This window comes from Myxococcota bacterium, from assembly GCA_040387835.1.
Taxonomy (GTDB): Bacteria; Myxococcota; UBA727; order UBA727; family JABDBI01; genus JAZKCZ01.
In genome coordinates, this window is record JAZKCZ010000002.1 from 314,244 (window position 1) to 331,938 (window position 17,695).

General features: G+C 49.1%; 19 protein-coding genes. 12 read left to right on the forward strand and 7 right to left on the reverse strand.

The features are described 5' to 3' along the window. Positions 1-24 precede the first annotated feature (24 nt). A complete protein-coding gene (locus tag V4534_04210; protein ID MES2504063.1) occupies positions 25-450 on the reverse strand; it encodes a hypothetical protein in 426 nt (141 codons plus the stop codon). Positions 451-521: 71 nt separating this feature from the next. On the opposite strand from V4534_04210, the gene aat reads away from it, so the two are divergent. Further along, positions 522-1,109 (forward strand): leucyl/phenylalanyl-tRNA--protein transferase, encoded by a 588-nt coding sequence (gene aat / locus V4534_04215; GenBank protein ID MES2504064.1) that lies wholly within the window; start codon positions 522-524, stop codon positions 1,107-1,109. Further along, positions 1,106-1,684, forward strand: coding sequence for a superoxide dismutase (locus V4534_04220; GenBank protein MES2504065.1), 579 nt, complete (start codon positions 1,106-1,108; stop codon positions 1,682-1,684). The genes aat and V4534_04220 overlap by 4 nt, the downstream gene beginning before the upstream one ends. On the opposite strand, the gene V4534_04225 is transcribed toward V4534_04220, so the two are convergent. After that, the gene (locus V4534_04225) at positions 1,685-4,234 is read right to left on the reverse strand and encodes a hypothetical protein (GenBank protein ID MES2504066.1); all 2,550 of its coding nucleotides are present in this window, start codon (positions 4,232-4,234) and stop codon (positions 1,685-1,687) included. A gap of 19 nt (positions 4,235-4,253) precedes the next feature. Between V4534_04225 and V4534_04230 the strand changes: the two genes are divergently transcribed. The 3 genes from V4534_04230 to V4534_04240 all read left to right on the forward strand — a co-directional run bounded on the left by V4534_04230 (position 4,254) and on the right by V4534_04240 (position 6,767). Further along, positions 4,254-4,805: a tetratricopeptide repeat protein gene (locus V4534_04230; protein ID MES2504067.1), complete on the forward strand. Its 552-nt coding sequence runs from the start codon at positions 4,254-4,256 to the stop codon at positions 4,803-4,805. Between the two features lie 76 nt (positions 4,806-4,881). Continuing rightward, positions 4,882-5,940 carry an EAL domain-containing response regulator gene (locus V4534_04235; GenBank protein MES2504068.1) on the forward strand — a complete coding sequence of 353 codons (1,059 nt, stop codon included), beginning with the start codon at positions 4,882-4,884 and terminating at the stop codon, positions 5,938-5,940. 5 nt (positions 5,941-5,945) lie between these two features. Next, complete coding sequence (locus V4534_04240; protein MES2504069.1) at positions 5,946-6,767, forward strand: hypothetical protein; 822 nt, start codon at positions 5,946-5,948, stop codon at positions 6,765-6,767. Here the strand turns inward: V4534_04240 and clpX are convergent. Continuing rightward, positions 6,723-7,967, reverse strand: a complete 1,245-nt coding sequence (clpX, locus tag V4534_04245) for an ATP-dependent Clp protease ATP-binding subunit ClpX (protein ID MES2504070.1) — start codon at positions 7,965-7,967, stop codon at positions 6,723-6,725. The two genes, V4534_04240 and clpX, sit on opposite strands and share 45 nt — an antisense overlap. Positions 7,968-7,979: 12 nt before the next feature. On the opposite strand from clpX, the gene V4534_04250 reads away from it, so the two are divergent. Continuing rightward, the gene (locus V4534_04250; protein ID MES2504071.1) at positions 7,980-9,041 is read left to right on the forward strand and encodes an aminotransferase class V-fold PLP-dependent enzyme; all 1,062 of its coding nucleotides are present in this window, start codon (positions 7,980-7,982) and stop codon (positions 9,039-9,041) included. Positions 9,042-9,074: 33 nt separating this feature from the next. Continuing rightward, on the forward strand, positions 9,075-9,287 hold the full coding sequence (locus tag V4534_04255; GenBank protein ID MES2504072.1) for a TIGR04563 family protein: 213 nt from the start codon (positions 9,075-9,077) through the stop codon (positions 9,285-9,287). On the opposite strand, the gene V4534_04260 is transcribed toward V4534_04255, so the two are convergent. Genes V4534_04260 through V4534_04270 form a run of 3 tightly spaced genes read right to left on the reverse strand, consistent with a single transcriptional unit; the run spans position 9,250 to position 11,488 of the window. After that, positions 9,250-9,555, reverse strand: a complete 306-nt coding sequence (locus V4534_04260; protein MES2504073.1) for a ferredoxin family protein — start codon at positions 9,553-9,555, stop codon at positions 9,250-9,252. The two genes, V4534_04255 and V4534_04260, sit on opposite strands and share 38 nt — an antisense overlap. 18 nt (positions 9,556-9,573) lie before the next feature. Beyond that, the gene (locus V4534_04265) at positions 9,574-10,944 is read right to left on the reverse strand and encodes a cytochrome c family protein (protein ID MES2504074.1); all 1,371 of its coding nucleotides are present in this window, start codon (positions 10,942-10,944) and stop codon (positions 9,574-9,576) included. Next, entirely contained in the window at positions 10,916-11,488 is a 573-nt protein-coding gene (locus V4534_04270; GenBank protein ID MES2504075.1) for a hypothetical protein, read from the reverse strand. Before V4534_04270 ends, V4534_04265 begins: the two co-directional genes overlap by 29 nt. A gap of 38 nt (positions 11,489-11,526) precedes the next feature. Between V4534_04270 and alaS the strand changes: the two genes are divergently transcribed. Beyond that, positions 11,527-14,094 carry an alanine--tRNA ligase gene (gene alaS / locus V4534_04275; GenBank protein MES2504076.1) on the forward strand — a complete coding sequence of 856 codons (2,568 nt, stop codon included), beginning with the start codon at positions 11,527-11,529 and terminating at the stop codon, positions 14,092-14,094. A gap of 34 nt (positions 14,095-14,128) precedes the next feature. Here alaS and V4534_04280 read toward each other — a convergent pair whose 3' ends face one another. After that, positions 14,129-14,491, reverse strand: coding sequence for a hypothetical protein (locus tag V4534_04280; GenBank protein ID MES2504077.1), 363 nt, complete (start codon positions 14,489-14,491; stop codon positions 14,129-14,131). Positions 14,492-14,501: 10 nt separating this feature from the next. On the opposite strand from V4534_04280, the gene V4534_04285 reads away from it, so the two are divergent. The 4 genes from V4534_04285 to V4534_04300 all read left to right on the forward strand — a co-directional run bounded on the left by V4534_04285 (position 14,502) and on the right by V4534_04300 (position 17,567). Continuing rightward, positions 14,502-15,335 carry an iron ABC transporter permease gene (locus tag V4534_04285; GenBank protein MES2504078.1) on the forward strand — a complete coding sequence of 278 codons (834 nt, stop codon included), beginning with the start codon at positions 14,502-14,504 and terminating at the stop codon, positions 15,333-15,335. Next, positions 15,301-15,915: an ABC transporter ATP-binding protein gene (locus V4534_04290; protein MES2504079.1), complete on the forward strand. Its 615-nt coding sequence runs from the start codon at positions 15,301-15,303 to the stop codon at positions 15,913-15,915. The genes V4534_04285 and V4534_04290 overlap by 35 nt, the downstream gene beginning before the upstream one ends. 206 nt (positions 15,916-16,121) lie before the next feature. After that, positions 16,122-16,838, forward strand: a complete 717-nt coding sequence (locus V4534_04295; protein MES2504080.1) for a hypothetical protein — start codon at positions 16,122-16,124, stop codon at positions 16,836-16,838. 12 nt (positions 16,839-16,850) lie between these two features. After that, positions 16,851-17,567 (forward strand): hypothetical protein, encoded by a 717-nt coding sequence (locus V4534_04300; GenBank protein MES2504081.1) that lies wholly within the window; start codon positions 16,851-16,853, stop codon positions 17,565-17,567. Positions 17,568-17,695 lie beyond the last annotated feature (128 nt).

Below are 17,695 nucleotides of genomic sequence, written 5' to 3' on the forward strand. Positions count from 1 at the left end.
GCGCTGCAACCCCTTTGTCACTAGTTATAGGTCAGATACGCTCAAATCTACCCAGCCGTTTGGTTGCAACACGTGAAAAACCATTTTGTCATCACGATTTGCATAAATACGAACCTTATCGCCCACTTTCATCTTGGAATTTTGTCCTTGAGAACCGGTCCATCCGCGCGGCCTTTGGGCAACTTTCCAATAGGTGGCAGTCACTTCTTTAGGCATATCGCGTCCAACCAAATCAGTCTTTACCACTTTGGTAACCTGAATTTTGGCATAATAATGCGTGTCTTCGAATTCTTCATCTCGCATCGAACCCACTGATTCCGTCTCGATTTTGAGCACTTTCCCTTCAAAAATCGAGTTAGCAAACGACGCCCGCATATTTTCATTCATTGGCGGCACAGCTGCAAACGCGGCACCAGTGATGAGCAGGGAACTTAATATTGTTTTTAACATAAACGATCCTCCTAAGAGCCTTCAACCTTTGGAAGGTGTCTGCTATTCTTTAAATTATAATGACCCCTGACATGCTCATCAAACGATACAGCCGAGGCTTTTTCCCTTGGCCGACTGGTGATGAACCCATCCGATGGTACAATCCCAACCCACGCTTCGTACTGGCTTTCGCCAACTTTCACATTGGCAAGTCTTTGAAAAAGGCGATTCAGATTTCTGCCCTAAACATTCGAATGGACACTTGCTTCAGCGATGTTATTCATGCGTGCTCAAGTGAGCAAAGGCCGGAGCAAGACGGCACCTGGATACGTGACGATATTATTAAAGCTTACACGCAGCTGCACGAAAAAGGCTTTGCCCACAGCATCGAAGCATTTCGTGGAGACCATTTGGTCGGCGGCCTATACGGCGTATCGTTGGGCGGTGTCTTTTTCGGCGAATCAATGTTTGCTCATGAAGGCGACGCTTCGAAAATCGCCTTTGTCAAGCTGGTGCATCAACTGCAGCGTTGGGACTTTGACTTTATCGATTGCCAGGCCTATACCGAACACCTGGCTCGCTTTGGAGCCACATTCTGGCCACGAGAAGCGTTTTTAAAAGAACTGTCGAGCTCTTTAGACAAACCCACTCGCATTGGCCCCTGGAGATTTGATTCATGACATTTAAACTACCTGAACTTCCCTATTCCAAAGATGCATTAGCCCCCCATATTTCGAGCGAAACGCTAGATTACCACCACGGTAAGCATCACCAAACATACGTTACCAATTTAAATAATCTTACTGAAGGCACTGAGCTTGCGAACAAAAGCTTAGAAGAGTTGATCAAAACTCAAAGTGGCGGCATTTTTAACAATGCAGCTCAGGTCTGGAATCATACGTTCTATTGGCACAGCATGGCGCCCAAAGCCGGCGGCGAGCCTCAAGGCAAAATTGGCGCACAAATTGCTGCAGATTTTGGTTCTTTCGAAGCTTTCAAAGAACAGTTTAATAAAGCTGCTACAGGTCAATTTGGCTCAGGCTGGGCCTGGCTCGTTCAAGACGCTTCAGGCAAGCTTGCTATCGAAGCAACTTCTAACGCTGGTTGCCCAATCAAAGTCGGCAAAAAGCCGATTTTAACCTGCGATGTTTGGGAACACGCCTATTACATTGATTATCGAAACGCGCGCGCCAAATACGTCGAAGCTTGGTGGCAGCTGGTGAACTGGGATTTCGCTAACAGCAACTTGGCTTAATCACCAACCATGGAAGAAGTTTGTGATCGCGTGGCCGATCGTTTTACCGACATCTTTAGCAGCATCGTAAACCGCATCCGCCCCGCCTTTAAAGACTTCTTTTAGACCTTTGCCCACTTCACCTTTGGCGAAATCGGAACCAACTTCAGAGGCGACGCCACCCAACTCATCGGCAACACTTAACACCGGCGCAACAATGGTATCCGCGTAATCCGTGCCTAGTTCACCGATGCCCTCTCCGATTCCTTCCAAGGTTTTTACGCCCCCGGCGTCAATATTTTTGACTGCGTTATCAGCAAAATAAGTTTGCGCGCCGCCCATCAATGTATTCAAGCTGCCGCTTACATTGCTGACCATGTCAGCGGTTGAGGATAGAGCATCTGAACCAAGCTCCCCTGCACGCCCCAACATATTAACAAAATTATGATTTCCTGTTCCGTAAATCGCGGCGAAATCTTGGCCCATTGCCAAAAAGTTAACGTTGCCAGACAGCTGAACATACCCACCAACGCCCAACGCGGCACCAATTCCTAAATCAAAGTGAACGCCGCCTGGCCCGATAGCTAGGTTACCGTTTAATTTCGCGCCCACGCCGGCCCAACCTTGTGCCATAGCAAAGCCACCTTGGCCTAAAACGTTTGCAGACACTTGGCCTGATGCTTGCGCGCCAGCGAATGCACCGGCATTGGCCCCAGCATGGAGCCCGTGAGTGCCTACTGCCAAGCCACCGTGTGCATCGCCTTGAACACCGACGGCAGCTTGTTCCTGTGCACCTCCGGTTGCCAACGCGTTGTTACTATTCACAGAAAAATTCTGCCCACCAATACTGGTGTCACCGCCGGCATAGTTCAATGCATATTGCTCATCGAAAACGTCTGCGCGTGCTTGTCCACCATACATCGCTTGCATACCCAGGCCTGCGCCAGTACCACCCCCGTAGACCATGTTGAAGGTTCGAGCTTCGGCATTGAATAGATTCATGCCCCCCGTCACGGAAATATTATGATCATTAAGACCAGTGCCGCCGCTTTCCAGCACCAATGGATTTGACGCAGAGAAATTCGCGAATGATTTGTAGTGTGCCGAGGCCTGTTGCAACGTCGCGCCTAAACCCCAAAAGCCAGGACCCGATGGATCCTCAGCAGCACCTTGGCCTTTACCGATTGTTTCGCCCGAGTCGTTTTTTATATCCGGAGCGTCACCGGTAAAGGTATCACGCTTGATATCCATCCCATCTCGGCTAGAACGCCAGGCTTCGTGCGGATTAGCTTTTCCATCAGCGGTTAGAGGTTCGCTGACGCGTACGTCCTGCTTTCTTGCTTCCAAAGCCTGACCTCTTTCAAGCATCGCATGTTGCAGCTGGCCATCAATATCTTCAATTTTTTTTGGATCGCTTTCTCTGCTTCTTTGCTGCTGCAGACTCTCGATTTGCTCATCAAGTTGTTTGACCGCGTTCGAGCTGCCTTCGATCTTGGTGTGGTAGAGGGCTGGGTGTTTTCCGCCGCGGTATTTGGCATTGATTTCGTTCATGCCATCGGTATTGAACATAATACCGGATAGGCCAGACAGGACATTGTTTTGCCACCAATTGCTGCTGCCGCCTATATGGTCCGAAATCCAATTGGCCGCGTAGGTTTGGAAGTTCGACATGACAGCGTTGGCACTATAGCTTAATTCTTGGCGAAATTGCGCTGGGCCAGCGGTGTCTTGGTAGGCTTGTTCGTAGGCGGCTTGATAAGGCGCGAACTCCCCAAATAGCTGCTGCGCTTGATTGATGTTGCCGCTCGCCCAGGCGTATTGAGCCATGCGATAATAGATCGATGGATCTTGCTGCAAAATGGAAGGGTGCGCATCAACAGCGTCTTGCAGAATTTGGATGGCGCGGCTGGGATTGCCTTGTGTTTGATCAGGTGGGTACATTGCCATAGACGCTTGGTCTTGGGCCATGGGCGCGTAGACAATGGATAAATCCTGATATTTACTGAGATCGGGAAAGCGCGTTAAGATGCCTTGCAAAGTGTCAACCGCTGCAGCGGGGTCTGGCGCAACCCCACCCTCTTGAGGCTGAGAAAGATTTTGCGCTTCCTTTAGAGCTGCGACGATTTGAGGCCACTGGTTCTTCTGGAAGTCGACTTGACCTCGCAACTGGTCGATGGTGCTTTGCAATTGCGGCGCCAGGGCGGGGTCATCTTTTGCGGCTTGCGTATACCATTGAAGCATGCCCTCGACGTCGTTCTTTTTCTGTGCAGCATCGGCTTTATCTAGATCAACCTGGCCTTTTAGTTGTGGGATATAATTTTGGAGCTGCGTTATGGTCGACTTAAGGCCTGGAACCAATGCTGGGTCTAATTTACCGGCTGATTGATATGACGCTAGCGCAGACTCATAGGCCTCCAAGGCGACCTCGTAGTTAGGACTTTTGCCTTGCGTTGCATCTTGCGCCTTTGTTAAGGCTTCTTGCCCGGCGTTTAGATCCATCTGCGCTTGGATTTGCGCTGGCGTGTATTGATTGCCAGAAATTGCGTTTGAACCACCAACTGGATTAACCATATGTGCTAGATTACAATAGATGCGCGCTGAAATTAAAAATTTGAAGGCTGCTTTAGAAAGTGCAGATTTGAAAATGGCTTCAGAGCTGATTGAGAAAGCAGAATCGCAGCTACAAAACTATCCCATATTAATCGCGTTGGAAGGCGTTTATTATGCTCAAAGGGGCTTTTTCGAGGAAGCGCTCAGCGCTCTGGCCATTGCTTCTCAGGCGTTGCCGCGAGATCCAGGTATTTACTACAACATGGCGATAATTCTGCGGACAACTGGCAGATTGGTTGCCGCGGAAGAAGCCATCCATAAAGCGCTGCGTTTTAGCCCTTTAAGCCCGCTGGTACTATTTGAACTCGCGCAAATACAAACGGCAAAGGGTAGCCACGGCGAAGCGATAATGACTTTGCTCAAATGCATTCAAAATGCCAATTTATTTTTTCCCGCATATATTGCTTTAACACAATATTTATTACTCGATAACCAACCGAAACTGGCGGTTAAACTTTACGAAACGGCTGTAGAAGGCGCTCCAAGCGAACAATTTTTCAAAGATCGCCTGCAAGAATTGAAGGGCTTGTAAAGCCAGCGGTTTTGTGGTCGAGTGGGGACTTGTGGGACAAAAATGCCAACGCGTCGTTCTCGTCGTAAGAGATTCCATGACGAGCAGCAGACTTGCTCAGACCATGAGCCAAGAAGGGCTCGATATTGTCACATGCGAAGAGCCTGAAGCAGCCCTGGCCTTGCTCTCGCAAGGACCGTTCGATATTTTGGTCGTCGACCTGCCGCTGGGTTTGTCCCTGGTGCACCATATTTCCACCAACTATCCTGAAACCATCCTGGTAGGCTTAGCGGAAGGCTGCGATCAACAGATTATTGAGCAAGCTGAAAAAGTTGGCGTGCAGATCATATTAGAGCAGCTGGACCTAGACACCGTTCAAGATTCTAGCAAACCAGGGCTCGTCAGACACTTTGAACGCCTGGAAGATTTCATCGCCAAAAACCAAGTAGCAGCGCTTTTGCAGCCTATTATTAATCTAAACCGGCCGAATGAAGTTTTGGGCCTAGAAAGTCTGGCGAGGCCGCCAAGGCATTTGCCGCTTTGGGATCCGGAAACTTTATTTGCCTACGCAGCCTGCAAAGAACATTTGCTTGAAACGGATCTTTTTTGCCTGAAGTCTGCTTTCAAAGAGGCGAAGCTCGTACCGGGCTTACAAAAGTTATTTGTTAACTTAAGACCCCGCTCGGTAACGCATCCTCAATTTGTTGAAAAGATTTTAGATCTCAGTGAGAGCTCAGGATTAAAGGCCAATCAGCTGGTTTTTGAATTGACCGAGCAGCAAAGCATTTTAAACATTAAGCTCTTTTTAGAAAATCTGGACCATTTAAGAAATCTCGGTTTTGAAATCGCACTCGATGATTTTGGAACTGGGTTTGCGAATCTTCAATGGTTGTACGACCTAAAGCCCAATTATCTGAAGATTGCTGGCGTGTTCTGTCGCAATCTTGAATCAGATAAAACTAAACAAGTTTTATTGGCAGCGACGACAGAAATTGCACATAAGCTACAAATCCCAACGGTGCTAGAAAATATCGAAACGCAGGCCGAATTTGAAGCAGCCAGAGATATTGGCATCGATTACGGACAGGGGTATTACTTCTGTAAGCCAGCATCAGCGCACGATTTGCTAAAACAGCCTTGGCTTGTTAAAGCGTAAGGACCATGCGCTTAATTCCAGCCTTCGCACTCATATTCTTCACAGGGTGCCATGCTCATCACCCACTGAGGTCTCTAGAGCATGAACTTAAAACCCATGAGCTCAAAACCTTTAAGCGAACCAGTGGACAAGAACGTTGGGAGCTTCAAGACGACCCCAATTGGGACCGAGATCGCATTCTAAAGAGCCTGACTGAACTTGGACTTAAAGACGCGACCTTCCCCCAAAAGCGCTTTTATACAAGCGCCGTGATGCTCGGCGCCACTGCCCCAAAAATGCAAGAGCGCGTTAATTATCTCATTCGCATTTGGAATGAAGGAACCAGATTTGAAAAAGTGGTTTTCCTAACAGGAGATCGGGATTTTGGCGAAATCGATCAGCCTTTTTCCAGGGCGGACGGAAGCAACGAAACCCAGCTGCTGCGGCACATATGGGCGCACACGCCCAAGCCGGTTGGCCTAGATAGCCTGCCTGAGCTTTGGGTAGATGCGCCAAAAATTAGACACGCGGATGGCTTACTGGGCAGGCCGACCACTGTTTCGACCATCGAAGCGTGGAAGAAGATGGAAAACTTAGCCGGTGAAGACTTGCTGGCATTTTCCAATCAACCCACGGTGGATTACCAAGAATGCGCTTTAATGAATTATTTGCCAAAAGGGGTCAAGGTTGAGACCATCGGGCCGAAAGCAAACGCTGATCTGCCAATCGCCATTTATCTGGACGCCTTGGCAGGATCCTTGACACATTGTCCGCCGGGCTCACCTTTTCAACAAAGAATTGGGTCAGGTAGCGACTTGCAGCTCGGGCATTTCGGAAGCGAATTCTAAAACAGGCTCAGCGCCTTCACGAATCAGCTCTTCCGTAATGGTGCAAGCCTGGATACCATCCAAGAAAGGCACTTGGTACATGACATCGAGCATCACGTCTTCTAGCACCGCACGCAAACCACGAGCGCCGGTTTTGCGGAGCACCGCTTTGTGAGCGACTGCTCTGAGCGCACCTTCGGTAAAGTGCAAATCGACGCCTTCCATGGCGAAGAGCTTTTGATATTGTTTGACCAATGCATTTTTTGGCTTTTGCAAAATTTCTAATAAATCGGCTTCGGATATTTCGGAAAGCGCACTTACCACCGGTAGGCGGCCCACGAATTCGGGAATTAGGCCAAAGAGAATCAGATCTTCGGTCGTTACTTCCTTAAGAGCATCCGGCCCGGTATGAGGCGGCTTAGATTCAAATCCGATTTGCTGACGGCCAATGCGCTTTTTAATAATTCCGTCCAATCCGGAGAAAGCACCGCCACAAATGAACAAGATGTTCTTGGTATCCACTTGCAAGCTGGAATCGGACTGGCCGAAACGCTTCGCACCTTTGGAGGAGAGAGAAATTTTGCTGCCTTCGATTAATTTCAGCAAAGCTTGCTGCACGCCTTCGCCGGAAACATCGCGCACTGCCATGCGACCTTCGCTTTTGCGGGAGATTTTGTCTACTTCATCAATATAGACAATGCCTTTTTGGGCTTTGGCAATATCGCCATCTGCGGCAGAAATGAGATGTAAAAGGATATTTTCGACATCTTCGCCCACATAGCCAGCTTCTGTGAGAGTAGTCGCATCGGCTACGCAAAAAGGAACTTTGAGCATGCGCGCTAGGCTTTGTGCCAAAAGGGTCTTGCCTGTTCCGGTCGGACCCAGCAGCAAGATATTACTCTTTTGAAGCTCAACCGAATTAGACTCTGACTGATAATTAACGCGCTTATAATGATTATAAACCGCCACAGACAAAACTTTTTTTGCGTCTTCTTGGCCAATCACATAGGAGTCTAAAAATGTTTTGATTTCCTTAGGGGGCGGCAGAGGAATTTGATCTATTTGTGCTGGTTTCGCGTCTTCATGCATAATGCCATCGCATAGGACCACGCATTCATTACATATATAGACAGCAGGGCCGGCTATGAGTTTTTTCACCTCTCGCTGCGTTTTCCCGCAAAAAGAGCAGGTAAGCAGATTGATTTTTTGGCGTTTGCTCATCAGTATTTGATTATGCATATTCTCAACCTGGATGCAAATGCCTCACTTGTGCCTACCTTGGAGGCAAAAAGTGCATTAATCCAAAGCTTAACGATGGATGCAAACCCGTCCTCGCCCCATGTCCTGGGCAGAAATGCCAGGCGTCTGCTCGATATCGCACGTGCTCATGTCGCCATTGCGATGGGGGGCAAAGAAAAGGAGATATTTTTTACTTCTGGCGCGAGTGAGGGCAATCGTTGGTTAGTTGACGCCGCAATTGCCACGGGCAATCTTAAAGTATGGAGCACGAGCTTAGAGCATCCTTCCCTGGCAAAGCCTTTAGCCAGAGCCATCGAAAATGGTCAATTAATTAAAGCCCAAAGCATCGTAGAAGCCGATTTGGTTTTCGCGACCGCTGCACATAACGAAACCGGCTTAATCACCGATTGGGACATGATTCTAAATCAGGCCTCGCCAAATGCGATTTTAGTAGCGGATATTTCGCAAACCTTGGGCCGCTTATCGCCGTTGCCCAAGAGGGTCGATGCGATGGTGGCGTCAGCGCATAAAATTGGTGGTTATCCAGGATCTGGCGCGGTGCTGCTCAGAGGTAATGCTAAACGGTTAAAAGCCCCCTGGACCGGTGGTGGCCAAGAAGGAAATTTGCGCCCTGGCACAGAGGCAGTGCCCCTAATTTGTGCCTTTGGAGCGGCGGCAGCTGAAATCGAAGCAATGCGTGAGGCAAATAACCAACTTGAGCCTTTGCGAGATTATCTAGAAACCACTTTGCTGGCAGCTTGGCCCTTTGCATGCCGAACGCCTAAGAGCGGTCCACGCATACAAAACACATCGGCTATTACACTAAAAGGCGTTAATGGCGATGCGTTAAGAATTTCAATCGACGCCGCAGGCGTATGCGTTGGTTTTGGATCCGCATGCAGCGCGCTGGCACCTGAGCCAAGCCCGGCGCTGTTATCGATGGGCCTCACTGCCGAAGAAGCACGCTCAACCATCCGCTTTTCCCTAAATCCAGGCACAGACATGAAAATAATAGAAGAAGCCATTGAGCGTCTCATAAAGCTTGATCATCGTTGACTTTGATTGGGGCTTTCCTTTAGGCTTGCGCGCATGGCGACGCCGAGTAAGAAAAAGCGCTCTCTTTACATCCCTGAAAACCTATTGGCTGAAATGCAGTTAGAAGCCAGTCGCCAAGACCGAAGTTTGTCGTGGATGGTCCAGCAGGCTTGGAAGATCGCACGTGAGGACATTAAAAAGCTCCCCTCCGTCACGGATGTTTTTGAAGTTAAAGACCGAGCTCGGCTTTCCGGGCTTCAGCTGTAGGCAGTGGGTCTTGCTTTTGGGTAATATTCGCACACTGCGAAGCTTTCTCAGCGTTAATCTTAATCCAAGGCTTCATTTCGGCCGGGATCGATGCTTCATCATAAATCGCATTCACCGGGCACTCAGGCTCGCAGGCACCGCAATCGATACATTCGTCGGGATTGATGTAAAGCTGCCCTTCATCACCATAGAAACAGTCCACAGGACAAACGGAAACACAATCCGTAAAACGGCAACGCTGACAATTTTCAGTTACTACAAAGGCCATACAACCGCTCTCCTTAACTTACTTGCGCAGGCGTAACAAGAGCGATTCGCCATGCCCTGGGCCTAAAATCACTTTTAGCTTTTCTTCATACACAAACGATGCTTCGGTCGGGATGTGCGGCACATGGTGGCAGGAGCGGCAATGGCTCTCCGGGACGGCGCGTCTTATTTTTGTTCTATCACCCGCTTTCACGTGGAGACTTCCCGGGCCATGGCAGGATTCGCATTGAACATTTTTGAAAGGGTCAACATCTTTGGCTTTGCAATATCCGCCCGGCTCCATAAAGCCAGCACTATGGCAACCGATACAGTTTCTATCCAAGGTTTTATTGGCATCTTGCAAAGTTTTCCAAGCGATCGAGTGACCGCTGAGTCGGTCGATCATTTTGCCAGCTTGGTTTTTCGCTTTAACCTTAACGACGGCTTTTTGCCAAAATTCGTAAGCCGGCGCGTGGCAAGTTTTGCAACTTTCGGCGCCTACATACACGGGCTGTCCTGGGATGGGTTTAGGACAATCGATCTGACCCTCGCAGGCGTTTAATCTCTCGGGTAATTTCTTTTCATATGCCAACACCATCGCGGTGATTTCAGGGTCAGGCTTAATGTTTCTATTAATGGTGATGGAGCTAAATCGCATGTGTGGGCCGGGCAATGGCGTGTCTTTAATGCTGCCCAAAGCTTTTAGCTCGCTTTGTGCCGAGTCAATTCGTGCGGTCACAAATCCACTCGGCGGTTTGGCTTTCAAAGCATCGATGCGCTTTTTAATAATTTCGATTTCGGCCACTCGTTTGAAACTACGGGTGTCTAGCTCTAAAGGCCCAGATTTTTGTTGATCGGTGTTAAAAAATTCTAGCTTGCCGAGATATTGGCCTTGAGAGCCTGCGGAAAATACCCACAGGCCGTTTGCAAGTTGAAACGGGTTTAACAGGGCGTCGGCGGTAGCACCACCCCAGATGAGTAGATCGGGCTTTGCTAATTTCAAAGTCTCCAATTGCGTTTTGGGGACCGCAGAAAGGGCGATTTTAACTTTGCCCATTTGAAAATAGGAGACACCTGAGCCGTCGGAAGCAGTTTCTTGGATGCCGAGCCTTTTGAGCGTTGTCAGCAGTACCTCTTTTTTATCTGGATCTTCGCAACCAGAGTGGTGATTCGGATCTAAGAGTCGTTCACCGACATCCAAGAAAGTGGCACCGGGTGTTTCTTTCACCACAGCCGCTAGGCGATCGATGCCTCCTAAGGGGTCCATCGTGCAGCCGCAGGGGGCGATGGTGCCCTGCAGACGCGTCGTAAAAAATAAAGTTTCTGGTTTTGTGGCGCATTGGCAGGCGCTGAGCATGAAGCAAAGCGCCAGAAGATGGATACTAGTGGCCTTGGGAGCCGTCTTTATCATCGAAACGCCGATTGAGCAGCTCTGCTGCCAAAGGCAAATCGAATTCGAGGTCCATCGCCGCGCGGTGGCTTTGATAGCCGCAATAGATACAAGAAAAATATTCATCTCCACTATAAGACCTAGCCAAAACGACACCCATGCTGTGACACTTAGGGCACTCTCCTCGCACGCGTTGCCGCTTTTGAGGGCCACCTGCTAAAGGCTCAACCTTTTGTTTTACAGGTAAGACCTTAGTAGATACCACTTTTGCTTTCTCTTTGGACTCATTTTTTTTCTCGCCGCCCTGCTTAAGCTGCATGCGATATTGATGAATCACTTGCCCGATGCCGTGGGAGAGCTCTTCTTTTGCCGCATTTTCCCATAGCTCATGAAGTTGAGACAGGATCAGTTCCCTTGCCGTTCCTTTTTTATTATCGGGGCCAGATTTCGACTGGATCCTGAATCTATCCAATACCGATAGAAGGATACTTTCTGACCTTTCTGTGTGAGGGGCGCCGAGCAGTTGGAGAAGTTCTTGTAATAGCGTATCTCTTGCGGTTGCCATGACACTCCAACGCTTTGCCTATCGCGTTTCATCCTGCTATGCCGCTTTTTATGCAGAGCGCAGAAATTCGTCAAAAATTCTTGGACTTTTTTAAGAGCAAAAACCACGAAGTGGTCCCAAGTAGCCCGTTAATTCCTCACGATGACCCAACGCTGCTCTTCGTTACCGCTGGCATGGTTCAATTCAAAGATCTGTTCACGGGCAAAGAAACCAGATCTTACAAGCGCGCCACCAGCAGTCAAAAATGCGTCAGAGCCGGCGGCAAACATAACGATTTAGAAAACGTCGGACGCACAGCCAGGCACCATACTTTCTTTGAGATGCTAGGCAATTTTTCTTTTGGCGATTACTTCAAACAAGATGCCTGCGCCTACGCCTGGGAATTCCTGACCCAAGTTCTGAAGATCGATACCTCAAAGCTATCCATTACCGTCTTCGGCGGCGAAGGCTCGCTCCCACCCGATACCGAAGCAGAAGAAATCTGGAAAAGCATCGGCGTATCCCCAGAACGCATCAGCCGAAAAGGCGCTGAAGACAACTTTTGGGCCATGGGCGATACTGGCCCTTGCGGCCCTTGCACCGAAATTCACTATGACCGCGGCACCGGCGAAGACGAAGGCGATCGGATCATGGAAATCTGGAACCTCGTCTTCATGCAATACGAGCGTAAAGCAGATGGCACGCTGGTGCCCCTACCCGCACCGAGCGTTGATACCGGCATGGGCCTGGAACGCGTCTGCATGGTTATGAACAGCCTGCAAAGTAATTATGAAACCGACCTACTCAAAGGCCTGGTCGATAAGTGTGCTTCACTATCTGGTAAGCCATATCGAGGTCTGGACACCGAAGATGATGTTTCCATGCGGGTTATCGCTGATCACTCACGGGCAACGGCGTTTTTAATCGCAGACGGCATTTTGCCAGGCAACGAAGGCAGAGGCTATGTCTTAAGAAGAATCATGCGCAGAGCAATTAGACATGGCGCTAGACTTGGATTCGATAAACCATTCTTTCACACCATTTGTCAGCAGGTGGTTAAGCAGTTCGAAGGCGTTTACCCTGAGCTAGCCAGAGCGTCTGCCTTGATTCAAAAAGTCGTCCTGCAAGAAGAAGAAGGTTTTAGAAGAACGCTGACGCGCGGCCTCGACCTATTTGAGCAAGCCGTCAGCAACTTGGAAGCAGGCGATAATCTAGACGGCGCCGTGATATTTAAACTTTACGAAACCTATGGCTTTCCAGCGGATTTAACCGCCGTCTTGGCCGAGGAAAAGCATTTAAAAATCGACTGGGCCGATTTTGACAAAGCGCAAAAGGCGCACGAGCAAGCCTCCGCAGGCGGGCTTGGACTCTCCGGCGTGGCAGATGTCTATAAAACCTTGGCAGAAAAACTAGGGGCGACCCGGTTTAGCGACACCGAAAAGATGACCGTTGAAGTAGCAGCCATTTTAGACGGCGAACTTATTTTCAAAGAAACGCCGTTTTACGCGGAGTCCGGCGGTCAAGTCGGCGACACCGGTATTTTGCTACATCAAGGCAAGCCAATCAAAGTCGGAGACACGAAAAAAATCGCTGGCCTGCATGTGCATCAAATCGGCGCACAAGCGACAGATTTTAAAATTGGCGACAAACTTGAAGCCATCATCGATTGGGATCGGCGCGCCAACATAAGGCGTCACCACTCCGTCACTCACCTGCTTCATGCAGCCTTACGCGCCCAATTTGGCGATCATTTAACTCAAAAAGGCTCCTTGGTAGCACCGGACCGTCTACGCTTTGACTTTTCGCATTTCGAAGCCATCACACCAGAGCAAGTCACGGCCCTCGAAAACCAAGTGAACGCTTGGATATTAGACAATAACCCAGTCCACGCGGAAGAAATGTCTCTCGATGACGCTAAAAAGAAAGGCGCTATGGCCCTGTTTGGCGAGAAGTACGGTAACAAAGTACGTGTCTTGGATATCGGGCCTCAGTCTATCGAACTCTGCGGCGGCACCCATGTGTCTCGCAGTGGTGATATCGGCTCGTTCAGAATCATCAGCGAAGGGCCGCTGGCTGCAGGGATCAGGCGCATCGAAGCTGTCGCTGGTAAAGCAGCGCTCGAATACGCTCAAAATGAGCATGCGCTATTGGCACAAGCGTCCAAAACTTTAGGCGTCGCGCCGCAAGGTTTGAGCGACAGGCTACAAACCTTGCAAGCCGAGTTAAAGGATACGCGTAAACAACTTGAACAACTGCATCACAAAGAATCTTCGCATAAAGCCTCCCTGTTGGTCTCTGAAGCTATAACCATCCAAGGCGTGAGAGTTATTGCCAAAAAGCTTGAAAATTTGGATCCGAAGATGCTGCAAAACTATGCGGATGGTTTAAGGGATCATTTAGGCTCAGGCATAGTTGTACTGGGGCTGCAGACGGCGCCTGACAAGTGCAATATTTTGGTGGCGATTACCAAGGACCTGGTGGGCAAATACCATGCAGGGAAATTGGTTGCGGCGCTTGCTGAGATTGTTGGGGGCAAAGGCGGTGGTAGGCCTGATTTCGCTCAGGCGGGCGGGACTAAGCCGGAGAAGCTGGATGAGGCGTTGAAGCAAATCGAAACGCTATTGTAAGGCTGGATCCCGGCTCAAGGCCGGGATCCAGGGCTTAGTAAATGTCTCTTTTCGAAGGCACAAACCCCTTCTCTTTCGTCATAAACCCAATCACATACGGAGACACCGGTGCCTGAGCCGTCTGCTGTGAGTAAAACTTCTGCGCACTCAACTCAAACCATCCTGGCGTTCCATCGGTTGCAAAATCCGCCTCGCCTAAAATATGTCCGCTCGCCACAAAGCGCTCATTCTCAAAATGGCCTCTCACAAAAAAGTGCCCCGCCATCTCTTGTTCAGCGAGTTCGAGCCGGCTATTTTCGATGGTATAAACTTGATTTTCACCCATTTGTTCCTCGCAGTTTTCTCTTGAAGCCATGATAAGCAAAATCACGACCGTCAACAAACCAATTTTCTTCATCGCCATTGCAATGACTATAACGCTCGTTCTATTTCGATGGCCCCAGCTTTGTCTAGCATTTTGGGTTGGACTTGGACTTGCGAGCTCCGGCTGTGCCTTGCAAGCCCTGTTCGCAAACCCCTTGGCCGATCCCTATGTCATCGGTGTCTCAGGGAGCGCGGCTTTATTTGGCAGCCTGGCGATGATTTTGTTTGGGTTCGATAACCCATTGTATGTCGCTTTGTTTGCTGTGGCGGGATCACTGGTGGTCTGTATCGCATTTGCGTCCATCACCAGCAGCGAGTCTATGTTGCTGGCTGGGCTTTTGGTTAATGCCTTTGCAAGCGCTTTAATTAGTCTGGTCAAGATTCTGCTGCCGGCAGACAAAACCCAGTCTTTGCTCTTTTGGCTCTTGGGCAGCATCCCCAAGGTGCCGTTGTTCACTTTTTGGCTTACGGGCGCGGGTATTTTATCAGGTACCTTCATGTTGGTTCGAAAGTCCCGAGTGATCGAACTCCTGTCTTTGGGAGATGACGAGGCGATGAGGCTTGGGGTCAACCCGGCCTGGGAGAAACGCAGGATACATTTCGCCATCTCATTGATCGTTGGGGTGATCGTCGCTTTTTGCGGTTTTATTGGCTTTGTGGGACTTCTGGTGCCGCAGATCGCTCGGATGCTGATAGGCAACAACCAACAAAAGCTGATTCCAATTTCAGCACTCTCAGGCGGTGTACTCCTTCTTCTCTTTGAATCGACCTCGATGAATGTCGGTATTCCGACCGGGGTGCTGACTGCACTGGTGGGAACGCCGGTCTTTGGAATACTTGCCTATGCTACGCACCGAAAATCTATCCGTTCATATTAACAGGCGGTTACTATTCGAAAATCTGAACCTTAGCTTTGAGCCAGGGACCACTACTATAATAAAGGGCCCTAATGGCGTGGGCAAATCTACTTTGCTTAATTACCTGGCCGGAATTAGAACGCCTTCGCAAGGTTTCATCTACTTGGGCAGTCAGTCTGTCGCTGGCTTTGATCGGGTGGAACGCGCCAGACGCATTTCAAGCATCGGACAGTCAGATACCGCTCTTGGCGACACACTAGCGCTGGATCGAATCTCACATGGCCTGGCAGGCCATCTTGAAGGCAACAAGCATCTTCATGAAATCGCGGATCGCTTGCAGATAGGCCACTTACTTACTAAGCGCCTTAAAACTTTGTCTGGTGGCGAGAGGAAACGTGTTCATATTGCGCGCTGTCTTATCAATAAACTGGCAGACGTTTACATTTTAGATGAGCCAGATGCGGGTTTAGATGCGAGCGGGCTCCAGATTTTAGCCCAGCTGTTAATGGGCTTGATGGCTGAAGGGAAAGCTGTAATCCTAACTCAGCACGGGGCACCATTGCCTCTAAGTGATGACAATTTAAAGACTATTTGTTTTTAGGCATGCCCTATTGACTCGGCGACAGCTTGCTTTAAACTGTACACATATGTTGTCCCTAAACCAAAAAATGTCCAACACCCGCCTCCTTATGGCGATTAAGCTTGGGCGCTTTTGGCTGGGTTGCATTTAACGACAAAGAAAAGTTTTGTTAAATAAACCCGGGCCAAACAGCCTGGGTTTTTTAGTTTCAGGAGTAGGAATTCGATATGAAAAAAACTTGGTTTTTATGCTTAACTTTAGGCTTCTCTGCATTTGGTCTTAACAATGCACGTCGAATTTCTAAAGCTGAATTTGAAGCGGCCATCAATTCTCCATGCGGCGTGGATCTGGTTGAAAGTCGCCGATATAGCTTGAGCAAGCCCAGCGCTCCAACCTGTCTTAGCAAAGGCTTAACCGAAGCGCTTGAAGTCGCACTTTTTTCAGATTTGGTGGTCTATCTTGGATTGGGTATCAAAGATCCTACAGAATTAGCGCTACAAACAAGTGCAGCGGTCCTTGGTTACACTGTTCGAGTAACCGGTAATGAATATTTTGACAATCGAAACACTGACCGAAACCCTTACCTGGGGGCGGCAATTGGTTGTCTCGGTGGCGCCGCCAAATATTCGGGGCGAAGTTTCATTAAGGGCGAGCTTTCGCCAGTAACACCTGTGCTCGGCTGTCTAGACGCAGGCGCTTATGAAGGTAGCTCCCATGTGAGAGGCGCCTGGCCCTTGGCAGAGTACATTGGTTTAGAAACGACGATTGGGCTTGCTCAATTGGCTACCAACGGAATCTTTGTCGTGATGAATATGGCCAGGCCATCCACAGACACGATCGCGAGCAAAATTAAAAGCGACGCCAAAGTGGGCGGACTAATTTGGCTAAGCATAAGGACGACGCTCAGCACTTACGAATACGTAAAAAAATCGATTTTAGGATAAAAAGGTAAAGATATGAAATACATCGTTAATACGGCATTTTTAGCATCAATCTCACTCGGTCTATGCGCTGGTTCTTATCCAACGCAAATGCTGGACAGACCCTTTACGTTGCCTCAGAATTCATTTGAATCTGGTGTCAAATTCAACAACGCGCAGGTCGGCGTTTTAAAAACCGACTATGGCATTACCGACGATTTTCAAATCGGCTTATCTTGGGGCGGCATGGCCACTCAGGAAGATATGAAGCCCGATATGAAAATGAACATCAACCTGGGCTACTTCCTATTCACCAGCCCTTACGCCTCCGGCATGTTGAATGCTTCAATGCCGTTCTATTTTGAAAGTGCGGTTACCCAAAGTGCTTCTTTTGCTCTGACAACTTCAGTGCCACTGATTCGCGGGCATTTAGGCATGCTACTTTTTTATGATGATTTGGTCGCTTTGGATTGGTCAAAGGGCTTTCACGCAAGTTTCAACCTTCCTGTAAGACTTAACTGGCAGGCGACTTCTCAACTTTATCTAAAGCTGGGAACGAGCGTCGCGAATCTGCGAACAACAGGCGAGCATGACCATCTATTTAATAAGACGCCTTTGGAGCTAAGCGCTTTATTTGCTGTCACGCCATTTGTGGACATCGTTGGCTCGGTCAGCTTTCCAAAACTGCAACAGCCAAACGATGTGGTTATGATGATTGGTTTCGATATCAGGGGCGGTAGCCTAGAGGGCTAAAGCCTAGTGAAAGTCCCTTTTCAAGGTCTGATAGGATATCGCCAACATTCCCCCGACAGCAACTACCGGGCTCGCAAACATTAAAAGGAACCCGGTTACCTCAGCCTTCTGGGAAAAGGCATAAATAC